The organism is Methylobacterium litchii, assembly GCF_038442315.1.
Taxonomy (GTDB): domain Bacteria; phylum Pseudomonadota; class Alphaproteobacteria; order Rhizobiales; family Beijerinckiaceae; genus Methylobacterium; species Methylobacterium litchii.
Map to the genome: position 1 here is coordinate 113,887 of NZ_JBBXMY010000002.1, position 12,366 is coordinate 126,252.

Below are 12,366 nucleotides of genomic sequence, written 5' to 3' on the forward strand. Positions count from 1 at the left end.
TCACTCGGCCGCTTCGGCAGGCCGCGCCTGCGCCTGGAACCGCGCGCTCTCGGCGCGCACGTCGTCGATGTGCTCGGGGTCGAGCTTGTCCTCGACCGCGACGAACCCGCAGAGCCGGTTTAGGGCGAGCGCCGTGATCTCGGCCGCCTCGCGCCGCGCTGGGCCGCCGCTGATCGTCGGCATGACGTGCTCGATGGGATGCCGGGCCCGGTCGAGGACGAGGCCGGGATTGCTCGGGCTGGACTGGTAGGGACCGGGATGGCCGAGCAGCGCCATGCGCGCCGCGAACGAGTTGGGAGCCTGCACAAGCGCCTCCTGGGCACGCAGCGCCGCGATGGGCGCGAGTTGATCGGGATCGAAGGGAGAGAGAATTACAGCCGCCTCCGCTGCTCGGCGCGGCGGGCGCGGATCGCGTGCCCCTCGCGGATGTCCGTGACGCTGGCCGGCAGGTCGCGCGGCGGCGGAAGGAAGGCAGACCAGAAGGCCGAGCAGAGCTCGAGCCAGAGAAAGGGGCTCACAGGCGCCTCCCCGCAGCATCGGCCAGCATGTCGATGGCCTCGTCGACCCGCCGCGCCGTCTCGCGCAGCAGCTCGCGGGTGCGCTCCAGGCGCTCGACATCAGAGGGGTAGCCGCCGCCTCGCGATGCGGCCTGGGAGGCGAAGAAGGCCGCGGAGTGCGCGCCCTCGACGGCATGGGCCAGGGCGTCGGCTGACGCGACAAGCTGCCCGTGCGCCATGAGGCGCTCGGAGTTGCTGACCGGCTCGGCGGCGGGCGTCGGGACGAGCGAGAGGAACGGCGCGTTCACAGCGAGCCTCCGGACAAGCAGGCCGGACGGCGACCGGCGGAAAGGTCGAGGCGGGTGTCCCGCGCCGGCGTCACCGGCAGCCTGCCTTCGGCCAGGACCTCGACGCGGGCGGCGACCCAGCGCCGGGCGTGATCCTCGAAAGCTGCCAGGGCAGCGCGCATGGCCGGCGACGGGCCACGGGTGCGGGTGGTGAAGCGCAGGGCGTAGCGCGGGCGGCGCACGCGGCGGCGAGTCCAGATGGGCCAGGACGGGCCGCGACAGGGATCGTAGGGACGCTCCATGTCAGCGGCCCTCCAGCGACAGGCACCGCCCGGTCCGCGCGAAGTGCTCGCCGGCCATCAGGTGCGCGGCCACGGCCTGCTCGGCGCTCAGGGCGCGGGCCGGCGTCGGACGCGGATACAGGTCGGGGCGCAGGTCGTGCCGGGCGACGCCCGAGGCATCGGCGACGGCATCGACGTGCTCGGCCGGGCAGAAGGTCCAGGCCATCACCGTTGTGACCTTCACGCCGAGACGCGCGGCGAGGGTCGCGGGCCGGGCGGCGTTGACGGCGCGTTGCACGGCGGTCGCTGCGCGGATGGCCTGAGCCGGCGAAGGGAAGCGCGGGCGAGCGGCCATCACCGGGCCCACTCGTCGGCGGCGCGATCAGCGGCGCGGAAGGCTTCGAACCCTGCGCCGAACAGCGCGAGGACCGGCAGCACCACACAGAGGACGGTGACGACGACCGTGCCTTCGGCGGGCAGGCTGGCGAGGTAGGTGTGAAGGGTGCTGAGCACGGCGGCGGCTCCAATCGCTGAGGCGATGAAGCCAAGAATGATGCGGGAGATTGCCCGCGTCAAGACGTAATGCGGGCAATCTCCCTTATTTCGGCGCTTTGCCGGCCTCCTCGCCCTGCTCTGTCAAGGACCGCGAGAGGGTCAGCCAAAACTTCGCGTGTCTTTTTCGTGAGTGGTGGCAGCTACTTGCGCTCGCCTATGCACATTGATCCACAGGGTGAGGGAATGATCCCGCATCGGATTGACTCTCCAGCGAGTTGAGAACGTAATGAGAACATATCCGCTGGAGGTAGCCGATGACGCTTATGTTCCCCCCGACGACACACACGGCCTCGACCGCCCGGCCGATCCTTCAGGAGCGCTGCTTCAGCGTTCGCCTCCGATGCACGGAGTGTGACCGCGAGCGTTCGGAGATTGTGGCGATGGCCGACGAGCCCAACGACCCGGCGACGGGCCATGACTTCTACGACTCGGGGGTCATCGATCGCATGGATACGGCATGCCCAACGTGCGCCTCCGATGGCGCATTAGTCTTAGGGGTCGTGTACCTGCGCCAGCCCGGCGACGATCCCCGAGCTATCGAATAGGCTGGTTGTCGAAGACGTAACGGACGAGCGCGATGATCTTCACTTCGCGCCCGTCATTCGGATCGGCGTCTCTAGGAACAACGATGCTTTTGTGCTCCGGGTTTGACGACATTGGCACGAACTCGCGGCGGTCCTTATAAAGCTTGAGGACTTTCACCGAGCGTTCCCGCAATTGCTCTTGAGCGAGCGTTTGCTGCACGACGACTACCAGGCCGTCTTTCTCGGGAAGGTCCAAATCCTCCCAGGCGGCGCAAATGATGAAGTCCCCGTGCCGGATCGGACGCGGCTGTGCCTTGTCCATGGAGTCGCCCTCGACGCGATAGGCGATCTGTCGGGCGAAGGGATATTCAGGATCGCGTGGAGCGGAGATGACCTCTCCTAGGTCGTCGTCGAACGCGGGCCTTGCTAGGAACATTCCGGCAGCGACGGGGCCATCCACCTTGGCCAGAGTGAAGGCTTTGTTCGCGCTCACCAGTGACGCCTCGCGCCTGGAGGCATTCGGCGTCTTCGGCCCGGCTTCGAATGCCAGCCATGCCGCGCTCGTTTGCAACCCATCCGCGAGCTTCGAGACGGTCTCCAGTGTAGGCGAGTCATCCGGTCGACGCATCAGGTCGCGGATAGCGTCGGCGCCCAGGCCGCCATCAAGGCTGGCGGCCCGCTTCGACTTACCTGTCTCGTCAAGGCGTTCTTGGATACGCTCGCGGATGTCTCTCGGCATGTAAGGGAGGATACCCGCGAGGTCCGCGAGGGATGAGCGGGAAGTGACCCTTGACACATGCGGGAGATTGCCCGCATGTTCGGTCCCATGCTTACGGCCGATCACTTGCTGACCGTCGTCGATGCCTTCCGCCAGGCGCGAGGGCTGTCGGACTCGCGCGTCTCGACGCTGCTGTTCAACGACGGCAAGCGGATCGGCTTGGTGCGGAATGGCGGTGATGTCGGTTCCAGGCACCTCGCCGCCGCCTTTCGCTGGCTTTCGGACCACTGGCCGTCAGACGCTCACTGGCCGAGCGACGTCCCGCGGCCCCTCACCACAGAAACGGAGGCCGCCTGATGAGCGGCCTCATTACTTTTTCGGCCGTCGGCCGCACCGAAGCCCCGTGCGGGCACGCCTCTCTCGGGCGTTTCTCCCCTGACAGACTGGCCGGGACCTTCGGGCTCCGGCCTCTTTCGGTGCGCGCCTGAGATGAGCCTCACCGCGCACGTCCTCCAAGCCGTCTCGCTGCTCTGCGCCTTCGATGCGCTCTTCGTGCTGGCGCTCGCGGCTGGGCCGCGCGCGGACGAGAGCCGCGTTGAGGTGGTCCTGCAATCGTTCGGCGGGGCGCTGCTGCTGCTCGCCATCGCCTGCGCCGCCGCCGGGGGGCTCGCGTGATGCCCCGCCGGTCCGACGTCGTCATTCCCGCACCTCTGCCGTCGGCCCGCCAAGACTGCGGGCGGGGTGCTCTTCGTGTGCCTGCGTATTCCGTCCACCTCCTGCATCGCCGGCTCCTGCCGCTCCCGTGCCCCCTTCAGAGCACGAGGAAAGTGGCATGGGCGACCAGCGGCCAGGGATTACGCATCCAGGGAGGCGCGTTGTGAGCGCCGGTCTGTATCTCGACACCGCCGAGACGTTGGCGCGCAGTTGTGTGCGCCGGTACGCCGAGCGGACGGGTCTGCCGCAGGACGTAGCCCGCGATCGGGTTGCGCAGAAGTTCGGCTGGGCGCCGGGCACGCTTTACAACCTGCTTCGGGGCCGCCTGAAGAAGCTCGACGCCGACCTGCGGGCCGGCCTTACCCGCTACGCGATCGAGGACCTCCAGAATGAGATCGCCGCCCTCTCCCGCGAGCTGGAAAACGCTCGTGGCCTGGGCGCTCCGCAAGATCCGCACATGGTGGGTAAAGCGGCGGCGCTCCTGAGCGAAGCGCAAGCGCTGCATGATCGGATGATCGGGGGCGCGGCGTGAACGAGCCCCTGCGCACCATCACCCTCGACGGCCTGCTGCCCACGACGCACGTCATTCAGCAGCGCGTCACGGCCTTCCGGATCGTCGCTGCCGACGAGATCGACACTCACCGTCGGGTCACGATCATCGCCAACGGCGAGCCTGCGCACGCGGCGGTGCCGCGCCACTTCTGCAATGCCAGCACGCCCGTCGCTGGCGATTGGCTGATCGTCGCCCTCGACGGCGCCGTGAGCCACGTCCGCGACGACGTCTTCCGGTCCGAGGCCACGCCCGTGCCCCGCGCCGCCGCCGGCTGCTCCGGCCTTCCGCCGCGCGTCCCCCGCTTCCCCGGCTGAACAGCCCGCCCACGCGGGGCGCTCCCGCGCGACATGGAGGCCCGCGATGGCCGAGAAGCTGAAGAGCACGAAGAGCAAGAAGCAGACAGGCGTCGCGGCGCCGGTCCTGCAGAGCCTCATCGGCGTCTGCAACGGGCACAAGACCGACATGGACGCGGCCCGGGGCGAACTCGGCGCGGCGGTGAAGAAGGCCGAGGACGTCCACGGCGTTCACCGCCGGGCCTTCAACGATTGCCGCAAGCTCTCGCGCATGGAGGATGCGGCCCGCGCCGACTACCTCCGCGCCTTCGACGACTACCGCGCGAAGCTCGAACTGAACCCGCCGCCGGACCTGTTCGAGACCGCTGGCGACGGCGACGAGGAGAAGCGCCGGGCCGAGCAGGCCGCGAAGGCCAAGGCCGACGATGAGGTGGTCGAGCGCAACAGTAAGGCCCTGCGCGGCGGCATCCAGCAGCTGGCGCACTGATCATGGCGCTGCCGAAGATCCTCACCCTGGACTTGGCGACCCGCCTGGGCTGGGCCTGCGGGTCGCCCGACGCAGAGCCGCACTACGGCTCGTACCGGCTCCCGTCGACCGGGAACGGGATTGGGCGCTTCGGCGACGCCTACGATCAATGGCTCCTCGACATGATCACGCTGGAGAGCCCGGCGCTGGTCGTGTTCGAGGCTCCCTTCGTCAGCAACACGGGCAACGCGAACACGGCCCGTAAGCTGATGGGGCTGTGCTGGCAGACCGAAATCGCCTGCTACCGCCGCGACGTGCAGTGCCTTGAGCACGGCAACAACAGCATCAAGAAGACTTTCGCCGGGCACGGGTTCGCCAGCAAAGGCGACATGATCGCCGCGTGCCAGCGGTTCGGCTGGGATCCGAAGGACGACAACGCCGCCGATGCCCTCGCACTCTGGGCCTGTGTCGTCGACGTGAAGGCGCCGCGTTTCTCGCGGCTTCGGCTCGGCCCGCTCGGCGGGAGGGCAGCATGATTCCCTCCGGCCATACCTCCGTCATGGCGTCGCGTCGCGAGCCGCCGGACAGCCTCGATTTCTTCCCCACGCCCCCGTGGGGCACGCGCGCCTTGTGCGAGATCCTGCGCGACCACTTTCAGCTCTACCACCGGACCTGCTGGGAGCCGGCTTGCGGCCAGGGCCACATGGCGGCGCCGCTGCGCGAATATTTCCTCGATGTCGTTGCGTCCGATGTGTTCGCCTACGGGTCCGAGCATCAGGATGACGCGATCGACTTCCTCGGCGCGATATCGGCGCCCGCCGGTCGTCGTCGGCCCGATTGGATCATCACCAATCCGCCGTTCAAGGTCGCCGAGGCCTTCGCTCTCAACGCGCTGACCATCGCGACCGAGGGTGTCGCGCTCTTGGTGCGCACGTCCTGGCTGGAAGGCGCGGGCCGCTACGAACGCCTCTTCGCCCACCATCGCCCCGCGATGGTCGCGCAGTTTGTCGAGCGGTTGCCGATGCACCGGGGGCGCTGGGAGCCGAACGGCTCGACGGCGACGTCCTACCTCTGGGTCGTCTGGCTCACTTCCGACGAGATCGACGGGTCGGCCACGACGGAGTTCGTGCACATCCCGCCGGGCCGTCGGAAGGCCCTGACACGGCCGGACGATGTGCCGCGCTTCGGGGCCGCGCCGGCCGACGCTCCTCTCCTGATGGCGGGAGAGTGAGCCGATGCGCTGGGCTCTCATCCGTGCCGGCACCATCGCCTACCGGGGCACGCGCGAGCAGGTCCTCGAGGCGGCCGAACGCTACGGCCTGATCTCGCACGTCCTCGACGATCCACGAGATCCAGTGCCGGGCCGCGGCTTCTACGCCGACGGCGTCGAGATCCCGCCGCGCCTGTCGAAGGACGCGATCATCATGCCGGAGGAGATGCTTCCGGCTCGGCATCGGAGGCGCTCGGCATGAGTGAGCGCGTCGGCATCGAAGAGCAGATCACCGAGCTGAGCCTCGTGATCGTCAACCGCAAGGCGTGGCTGCAGCGCCGGGAAGACCTGATCCAGCAGGGCAAGAAGGTGCCGCCCGACACCGGCTGCACCGCAGCGACCCTGCCGGGCCTGGAAGCGGCTGTCCGCACACTCGAATGGGTTCGGGATCACCATGCCAAGCGGTAGCAATCCCGTCGCGCTTCTCGACGACTTCCGTGCAGGCCGCGCTGCTGTCGCACCGACGCCGGCCGCGCCGATCGCCGACGTCGATGTCGAGCAGGCCCTGATCGGCACCGTTCTCGGTCACCCGGAAGTCTACCCGCGCGTCGAGGCCCTGGTCGCCGTCGAGCACTTCCACGAGCAGCCTCACCAGATGGTCTGGGCCGCCATCGCCGACGTCGTGGCGGCTGGCGACACCCCGAACCTGATGCGGGTGCGCGCCGCGATCGGCGCCGAGGTCTGGGGGCAGGACTTCGGTGGCAAGACCTTCGGGTCCTACCTCACCGGCTTGGCGATCAACGGCCTGCCGGCGCAGGCGGTCGAATACGCCCGCATCGTCCAGCAGATCTGGCAGCTGCGCGAGCTTCACGTTGCGACGGGTTCGGTCACCCCCGGGACGGGCTTCGTACCCGGCCCGGCACTGGATCGCATCTACAGCCGCATCGACGCGGTCCGGTCCTCGTTCGTGGATCGGAAGGTCACCTCGGTCAGCCTCGACGAGGCGAGCCACGCCCTTGTCTCGGACATCCAGGCCAGCCTTCAAGGTGAAGACCTCGCGCCGCCGTCCTGCGGAATCGCGGCGCTGGACGAGGAGATCGGCGGCGGCCTGCTACCCTCGTTCCTCTTGACCATCGGCGCCAGAACCTCGGTCGGCAAATCGGTGGTCGGCGTCGAGATGGGGCGCTGCGTCGCCACCGGCGGCCACGCCGCGATCTACCACTCCCTGGAGATGTCGCGGAAGCAGATCGCCGCCCGCATCGCAGCAAGCCACCTGTTCGACCTCGGCGTCGAGATCCCGTTCTCGCAGATTCAGAAGCGGCGGGCGCTGAACGATCGGGACGCCTACCAGGTGGCGGTCGCGGCGCGCGATACCCGCGACCTGCCCTTCCACATCGAGGATGGCGGCGGCCGCACCATCGGCGACATAGCCGCTTCAACGGACCGGCTGGCCAACCTCTACGCCCGACGCAACATCCCGCTCGGGCTCGTCGTCATCGATCACGCGCACATCGTGAAGTTCTCGCGCAACTTTAATCGTGAGGACGAGGGCTTCAAGGAGATCGCCGACGGCGCGCTCGCGCTGGCCAAGCACCTCGACACGACGGTGCTGCTCCTCGCGCAGCTGAATCGTGGCCCTGAGAACCGCGAGGATAAACGACCGGGCCTCGCCGATCTGCGCGGCGCCGGGGCGTTCGAGGAGGACTCGGATGCGGTGATCTTCCTCTACCGCGCCGCCTACTACATCGAGCGGTCTCCTGCATTCCGGAACGGCGAGGCGAAGGCGATCGAAGATCATCGCGCCAACCGCCACGGCCTCGAATTCATCATCGACAAGAACCGGGCCGGTCGCTCGAACCACATCGTGCGCGCCTGGATCGATCCGGCGCTGAACGCCGTCCGCAACTACAATTTTCGAGGCTGACCATGCGCGATCCGCTCGTTCCCGCGCACATCGACCTGCGTGACTTCCCCTTCATGCCGCTCGAGGTCTCGCGCCTGCGTGACTCGGCGATCGTGGACGAGATCTCAGGCGACGAGTTCCGAGCCGCCATCCTGCTCTGGTGCGCGTCCTGGCATCAGGTGCCGGCGGGGTCGCTCCCGAAGGATCCGAAGCAGCTCTCCAAGTTCGCAGGTTACGGCCGTGTCGTCAGCGAATGGGAGAAGGTCGCCGAGGGCGCGCTTTACGGCTGGGTCGAGTGCTCGGATGGCCGCCTCTACCATCCAGTCATCGCCGAGAAGGCCCTGGATGCCTGGGACAAGAAGAGCGAGTTCGCAGGCAAAGCTAGCGCTCGCGCCGAACAGGCGAAGGCCGCGGCCGAAGCTCGCTGGGGGAAGAAGGACACTCCTTCCGGAGGTGGCGAAACGGAGCACTCCCCGCGCATCAATGGTGCATCTGCTCAAGCAAATGCCGGAGCATCCGATCAGCATAACGGCAGCATGACGGGAGCATTGCCGAAAGGGAATAGACAGGGAGAGGGAATAGACAGGGAGAAAGAAGCCTGCGGCGACGCACGCGAGGTTCGATCCCGACGGCAGCCTGACGAGACCGAGGTCTGGGTCCGGTCGTTAATCACGGACGAGCGACAGCCGGTGCTGGTCGATCCCGACGTGACGCCGATCCGAGCCATCCTCGGCGAGCCCGGAATCGTTCGGGCCGACGTCGAAGCCGGACTCGCCGCCTTCCTCGCCAAATCCCGACGCCGGGCGAAATCCTGGGCCGACTTCGACGGCTGGATTCGCACCGCGGCGAAGGAGCGGATCGCTGGAAAACCCGCAGGCCAGCGGTCGTCAGACGCTCCCACGCCCCTGCCGACCCCCACCGAGTTCCGGCGGCATCAGCTGGTCATGGCGATCGATTTCTACAGGGGCCGCTGGCACCCGAATTGGCCAACCACGCTCAAGCCCGATCACCCCGATTGCGCGACGCCGGAAGACGTCCTCGAGGAGGCGAGAGCGGTCATCGACGCCGAGCAGGCGATGAGCCCGGCCGAGCGCGCCGAGGCTCGCGGCTACGCCATGGCGCAGCACTGAAGGGGGGCGAGCATGGCCAGAACCCCCCACAAGTCCGGCGCCACCTTGCGCTACGAGCGGCAGCAGCGGGAAGCCCGCGATGCGCTCGCCGCTCAGGCCGCGCAGGTCGCCGAGGTGCAGCAGGCTGCGCCAGCCCCGGCGCCACCCCCGGGCACCTACCGCATCGCCGACCTCCACGCCGGCCAGTGCCGCTTCGCCTGCACGCCGCACACCGCCCGGGCCGAGGAGCACCGGTTCTGCGGCGGGCCGGTCGCGTGGCTGCGGGGCAAGCCGACCAGCTGGTGCGCGCAGCACCTCGCCGTGATCAGCGGCGCGCCGGGCCGGCATAGCGGTGGCGCCAGCCTCGCCGATCACGCCGCCGGCCATGCCGCGCCAGATCAGCGCCCGGTCTCGACCGGGTGGGGAGCCACGGGAGCACAGCGATGACGCGCAGACTGACCCGTAAGCAACGCCTGAAGCTCAAGCGCGAGCAGGAGGCCGCCCGCAAGCGCTTCGACCGCCGGGGCTACATCGGCCCGGCCGGCAACGGCGACCGCCCCGTGACCGGCGAGAGCCCCCGGGAACGGCATCAGCGGGAGCAGCGGGAGCGCGAGGCCGAGCGCATCGCCGCCCGGCGGGCCGAGCACGACCTGCCCGAGGGCAAGGTCTGGATCATGGTCGAGGCCTGCGTCGGCCATGCCGGCGATCTCTGCGACCGGCTGCGCAAGGCCGGCATCCCGTTCTTCCGGCCCACCGATGACGTCGAGCAGCGTCTCGCCTCGGGCCAGGTCCGCAAGATCCGGATGCCGCTGTTCGACCGGAAGGTGTTCGTAGGGCTGGCCTATTGCGAGCAGCTCGACGACCTCGCCGAGGCGCATCCCTGGCTGATGGAGCGGCGGGTGTTCGCGGCGATGCCGCAGGTGCGCGGTCAGCGGGAGCTGATGCTCAACGAGCGCGAGTTCGCCTGGACCGTCGAGCACGTCGAGCGTCAGGAGTCGCTGCTCGACCCGGCGGGCCAGGAGCGGCGCGTCCCGGCCATCGTCCCAGTCGCCGTGCCCGACGACGAGATGCGGCGCTTCGCCGACCGGCTGATCGGGGCCGCGCCGATCCTCGACGATCACGACCGGATCGAGATCGGGGAATGGGTGCGCGTCGTGGATGGCCCCTTCGCCACCTTCAGCGGCGTCGTTGAGGAGGTCGCGGAGGACCGGAGCCGGTTCAAGGTCGCCGTCGACATCTTTGGCCGCGGCACCCCGGTGGAGCTGGAGCGACAGCAGTTCGAGCGGGCGTAAGCGCACTGGAACTCCGCCAACAAGCCAGCGCGCTTATGCGCCAAGCTGGCGGAGCTTTGATTCTAGAACCCTGATCTGTCCGAGACGGCCGCCGACATCTCGACCCTGATTGGCCTCCTGCTCAGCCATCGTAGCTTCATATCTGATCGAATTACGCAGGTAAGCGATCTCGGTCTTTCGGGCAGCTTCAGCATCCTCGCGCGCGAAGAGATCGTTGATCTGCTCCTCGCTATAGCCTTTCGCCAGTAGCATCTGGCGCCGATCATCTCGTTCGAAGCGCTCAGCGACGACTCCAAACACTATGAAACAGAATATGCCTAGAAGGCCAATGTAGAGAAAGGGGCCTGGCCACGAGTACCACCAGCCATAGCTGCCGGTAAATGTGATCAACGTCGCTAATATGCCAAATGACCCGAACCATTCGTCTCTAGTTGGCGACCTGTCATTACCAAAAGAGTTTAGCGCCAGCATCAAGAGAATTGATGCCGCTGTTAGCCAGATCGCAATCAGCGCGTTTGGCGCGTTCCAGCCAGCGTAGCACCCATACCAAGCGACCAGTGAGCATAAAAACAAAAATGAACAGAAGATAAAACCAATTACATCTTCATCAATACTATCGAGATTGATTTTCATCGCCTTCCCCGATTTTCGAGTATACTTTGCGATGAGAGCTTAAATTCACGTTCTGTTGTAAAGTTTATTATTTACTAATGAGCTTGTGGTCACAGAGCTACGGACTGCGCCGTACAGGCATGGCAAAGGGGCATCTGCCATCATCCACAGCCGCCGGTTGACTCCCCGAATCGATTCTGAATCTATGCGGCCCACGCCGTTCGCGGCGTTGGACCGTCTCTGCCTGTACTCCCCGCTCAGCGGGTCGAAGGATGGGATGAGGCCGAGGGAGGTGCCAGACCCCCTCTTTGGTCGGACTCTGTCCACATAGAACCGGACGCCAGCTGACCCCTGCGGCACGCGTCCTGATCCGCTTGAGGGACACGGACGCGCGGACGTCCACCTGGCTGTAACCCAGGCGCTTAACGCACGGCGGGTTCGAGCCCTGCCTCCCTCACCATCAGCGAACGGACCTCGCATGTTCGACTGGATCGGCCGAGGCCGCCGCATCGAAGCGAAACTGGACGCCCTGCTGTGGCAGGCGTCTGCGCTGACCCAGGAGAGCATCATGGCCAACCAGAACCTCGACGACCTCATCGCGCAGGTGCGCGCCAACGAGTCCGTGGAAGCCGCCGCCGCCGCCGCGATCACCGGCCTCGTCGGCCGCCTCGAGCAGGCCAACGCCATCGGCGACGGCGCGCAGTTCGCGTCTATCATCGCCGAGATGAAGGCCTCGGCCTCGGCGCTCGCCGCCGCCATCCCGGCCAACACCGCCGCCGCCTCGACCGGCGACGATCCGGCTCCGGCCGCGACCGAGCAGCAGGGCAACGGCACCGACAACGCCGCGAACTGATGCCCAGGCCGGAGGGTGACCACCCCTCCGGCCCTTTCAGATTTTCACTCCCCCCGTGTTCGCGAAGCTCCGATGGCGATCTTGATGTCCGCCGAGAACCCCACCGGGGCGAAGCTCGAAGAGCACCTCCTCGCGCTGATCGATGAGATCGAGGCCAAGTGCCGGAAGATCGAGGGCGACACCCGCTCGCAGGCGTAGACCGTGCTTCACAACAACCACGAGATCATCGGCCACCTGAAGCTGGCGCTCCGGCATCAGGAGCACAGCCAGTCCGTCCTGGCCGCCCTGGCGCCGGATCAGGGCCCGCTGGGCAAGCCCCGCATCGGCGTGGGCTCCTGAGCCGTCGAGACACGCGCGGCCACTCACGCCCCCGCCCTGACGATCCTGAGAGGCATCGAGATGGATCGGGCGGGCAGCAAGGGGTGGGGGGTGTCGATTAAGGAAAATCCGTCGCGAGTTCAGGGGCGGATGGGAAACCGATTCTCGCGGATCAAAACGG

At 67.5% G+C, this 12,366-nt stretch carries 24 protein-coding genes; 16 read left to right on the forward strand and 8 right to left on the reverse strand.

Annotation, left to right across the window (positions count from 1 at the left end):
• The 7 genes from AAHF99_RS05440 to AAHF99_RS05470 form a co-directional block, all read right to left on the reverse strand.
• Positions 1–306 (reverse strand): hypothetical protein, encoded by a 306-nt coding sequence (locus AAHF99_RS05440; protein WP_342163024.1) that lies wholly within the window; start codon positions 304–306, stop codon positions 1–3.
• A gap of 65 nt (positions 307–371) precedes the next feature.
• Entirely contained in the window at positions 372–518 is a 147-nt protein-coding gene (locus tag AAHF99_RS05445; RefSeq protein ID WP_342163025.1) for a hypothetical protein, read from the reverse strand.
• Positions 515–805 carry a hypothetical protein gene (locus AAHF99_RS05450; RefSeq protein WP_342163027.1) on the reverse strand — a complete coding sequence of 97 codons (291 nt, stop codon included), beginning with the start codon at positions 803–805 and terminating at the stop codon, positions 515–517. The genes AAHF99_RS05445 and AAHF99_RS05450 overlap by 4 nt, the downstream gene beginning before the upstream one ends.
• Positions 802–1,086 carry a hypothetical protein gene (locus AAHF99_RS05455; protein WP_342163028.1) on the reverse strand — a complete coding sequence of 95 codons (285 nt, stop codon included), beginning with the start codon at positions 1,084–1,086 and terminating at the stop codon, positions 802–804. The genes AAHF99_RS05450 and AAHF99_RS05455 overlap by 4 nt, the downstream gene beginning before the upstream one ends.
• A 1-nt stretch (position 1,087) precedes the next feature.
• Positions 1,088–1,420: a helix-turn-helix domain-containing protein gene (locus AAHF99_RS05460; protein ID WP_342163029.1), complete on the reverse strand. Its 333-nt coding sequence runs from the start codon at positions 1,418–1,420 to the stop codon at positions 1,088–1,090.
• On the reverse strand, positions 1,420–1,578 hold the full coding sequence (locus tag AAHF99_RS05465) for a hypothetical protein (protein ID WP_342163030.1): 159 nt from the start codon (positions 1,576–1,578) through the stop codon (positions 1,420–1,422). The genes AAHF99_RS05460 and AAHF99_RS05465 overlap by 1 nt, the downstream gene beginning before the upstream one ends.
• A 576-nt stretch (positions 1,579–2,154) precedes the next feature.
• Complete coding sequence (locus AAHF99_RS05470; protein ID WP_342163031.1) at positions 2,155–2,883, reverse strand: S24 family peptidase; 729 nt, start codon at positions 2,881–2,883, stop codon at positions 2,155–2,157.
• A 75-nt stretch (positions 2,884–2,958) separates the two neighbouring features.
• Between AAHF99_RS05470 and AAHF99_RS05475 the strand changes: the two genes are divergently transcribed.
• The 13 genes from AAHF99_RS05475 to nusG all read left to right on the forward strand — a co-directional run bounded on the left by AAHF99_RS05475 (position 2,959) and on the right by nusG (position 10,402).
• Complete coding sequence (locus AAHF99_RS05475) at positions 2,959–3,219, forward strand: hypothetical protein (RefSeq protein ID WP_342163032.1); 261 nt, start codon at positions 2,959–2,961, stop codon at positions 3,217–3,219.
• A 132-nt stretch (positions 3,220–3,351) separates the two neighbouring features.
• Positions 3,352–3,537: a hypothetical protein gene (locus tag AAHF99_RS05480; RefSeq protein WP_342163033.1), complete on the forward strand. Its 186-nt coding sequence runs from the start codon at positions 3,352–3,354 to the stop codon at positions 3,535–3,537.
• 202 nt (positions 3,538–3,739) lie between these two features.
• Positions 3,740–4,108, forward strand: coding sequence for a hypothetical protein (locus AAHF99_RS05485; protein WP_342163034.1), 369 nt, complete (start codon positions 3,740–3,742; stop codon positions 4,106–4,108).
• A complete protein-coding gene (locus AAHF99_RS05490; protein ID WP_342163036.1) occupies positions 4,105–4,443 on the forward strand; it encodes a hypothetical protein in 339 nt (112 codons plus the stop codon). Before AAHF99_RS05485 ends, AAHF99_RS05490 begins: the two co-directional genes overlap by 4 nt.
• 46 nt (positions 4,444–4,489) lie before the next feature.
• Entirely contained in the window at positions 4,490–4,909 is a 420-nt protein-coding gene (locus AAHF99_RS05495; RefSeq protein WP_342163037.1) for a hypothetical protein, read from the forward strand.
• A 2-nt stretch (positions 4,910–4,911) separates the two neighbouring features.
• Positions 4,912–5,424, forward strand: a complete 513-nt coding sequence (locus tag AAHF99_RS05500; protein WP_342163038.1) for a hypothetical protein — start codon at positions 4,912–4,914, stop codon at positions 5,422–5,424.
• A gap of 167 nt (positions 5,425–5,591) precedes the next feature.
• A complete protein-coding gene (locus AAHF99_RS05505) occupies positions 5,592–6,119 on the forward strand; it encodes a methyltransferase (protein WP_342163039.1) in 528 nt (175 codons plus the stop codon).
• A 4-nt stretch (positions 6,120–6,123) separates the two neighbouring features.
• Complete coding sequence (locus tag AAHF99_RS05510) at positions 6,124–6,360, forward strand: hypothetical protein (RefSeq protein WP_342163041.1); 237 nt, start codon at positions 6,124–6,126, stop codon at positions 6,358–6,360.
• On the forward strand, positions 6,357–6,566 hold the full coding sequence (locus AAHF99_RS05515; protein ID WP_342163042.1) for a hypothetical protein: 210 nt from the start codon (positions 6,357–6,359) through the stop codon (positions 6,564–6,566). Before AAHF99_RS05510 ends, AAHF99_RS05515 begins: the two co-directional genes overlap by 4 nt.
• The gene (locus tag AAHF99_RS05520; protein ID WP_342163043.1) at positions 6,553–8,022 is read left to right on the forward strand and encodes a replicative DNA helicase; all 1,470 of its coding nucleotides are present in this window, start codon (positions 6,553–6,555) and stop codon (positions 8,020–8,022) included. The genes AAHF99_RS05515 and AAHF99_RS05520 overlap by 14 nt, the downstream gene beginning before the upstream one ends.
• A 2-nt stretch (positions 8,023–8,024) precedes the next feature.
• Positions 8,025–9,131 carry a DUF1376 domain-containing protein gene (locus tag AAHF99_RS05525; protein ID WP_342163044.1) on the forward strand — a complete coding sequence of 369 codons (1,107 nt, stop codon included), beginning with the start codon at positions 8,025–8,027 and terminating at the stop codon, positions 9,129–9,131.
• A 12-nt stretch (positions 9,132–9,143) separates the two neighbouring features.
• Positions 9,144–9,557 carry a hypothetical protein gene (locus AAHF99_RS05530; RefSeq protein ID WP_342163046.1) on the forward strand — a complete coding sequence of 138 codons (414 nt, stop codon included), beginning with the start codon at positions 9,144–9,146 and terminating at the stop codon, positions 9,555–9,557.
• Positions 9,554–10,402, forward strand: coding sequence for a transcription termination/antitermination protein NusG (gene nusG / locus AAHF99_RS27185; protein ID WP_412759839.1), 849 nt, complete (start codon positions 9,554–9,556; stop codon positions 10,400–10,402). Before AAHF99_RS05530 ends, nusG begins: the two co-directional genes overlap by 4 nt.
• 33 nt (positions 10,403–10,435) lie before the next feature.
• On the opposite strand, the gene AAHF99_RS05540 is transcribed toward nusG, so the two are convergent.
• A complete protein-coding gene (locus AAHF99_RS05540) occupies positions 10,436–11,035 on the reverse strand; it encodes a hypothetical protein (RefSeq protein WP_342163047.1) in 600 nt (199 codons plus the stop codon).
• Positions 11,036–11,492: 457 nt separating this feature from the next.
• Here AAHF99_RS05540 and AAHF99_RS05545 point away from each other — a divergent pair, with 457 nt between their 5' ends.
• The 3 genes from AAHF99_RS05545 to AAHF99_RS05555 all read left to right on the forward strand — a co-directional run bounded on the left by AAHF99_RS05545 (position 11,493) and on the right by AAHF99_RS05555 (position 12,206).
• Positions 11,493–11,867, forward strand: a complete 375-nt coding sequence (locus tag AAHF99_RS05545; RefSeq protein WP_342163048.1) for a hypothetical protein — start codon at positions 11,493–11,495, stop codon at positions 11,865–11,867.
• Between the two features lie 72 nt (positions 11,868–11,939).
• Positions 11,940–12,065 (forward strand): hypothetical protein, encoded by a 126-nt coding sequence (locus AAHF99_RS05550; RefSeq protein ID WP_342163049.1) that lies wholly within the window; start codon positions 11,940–11,942, stop codon positions 12,063–12,065.
• A 3-nt stretch (positions 12,066–12,068) separates the two neighbouring features.
• Positions 12,069–12,206: a hypothetical protein gene (locus AAHF99_RS05555; protein ID WP_342163050.1), complete on the forward strand. Its 138-nt coding sequence runs from the start codon at positions 12,069–12,071 to the stop codon at positions 12,204–12,206.
• Positions 12,207–12,366 lie beyond the last annotated feature (160 nt).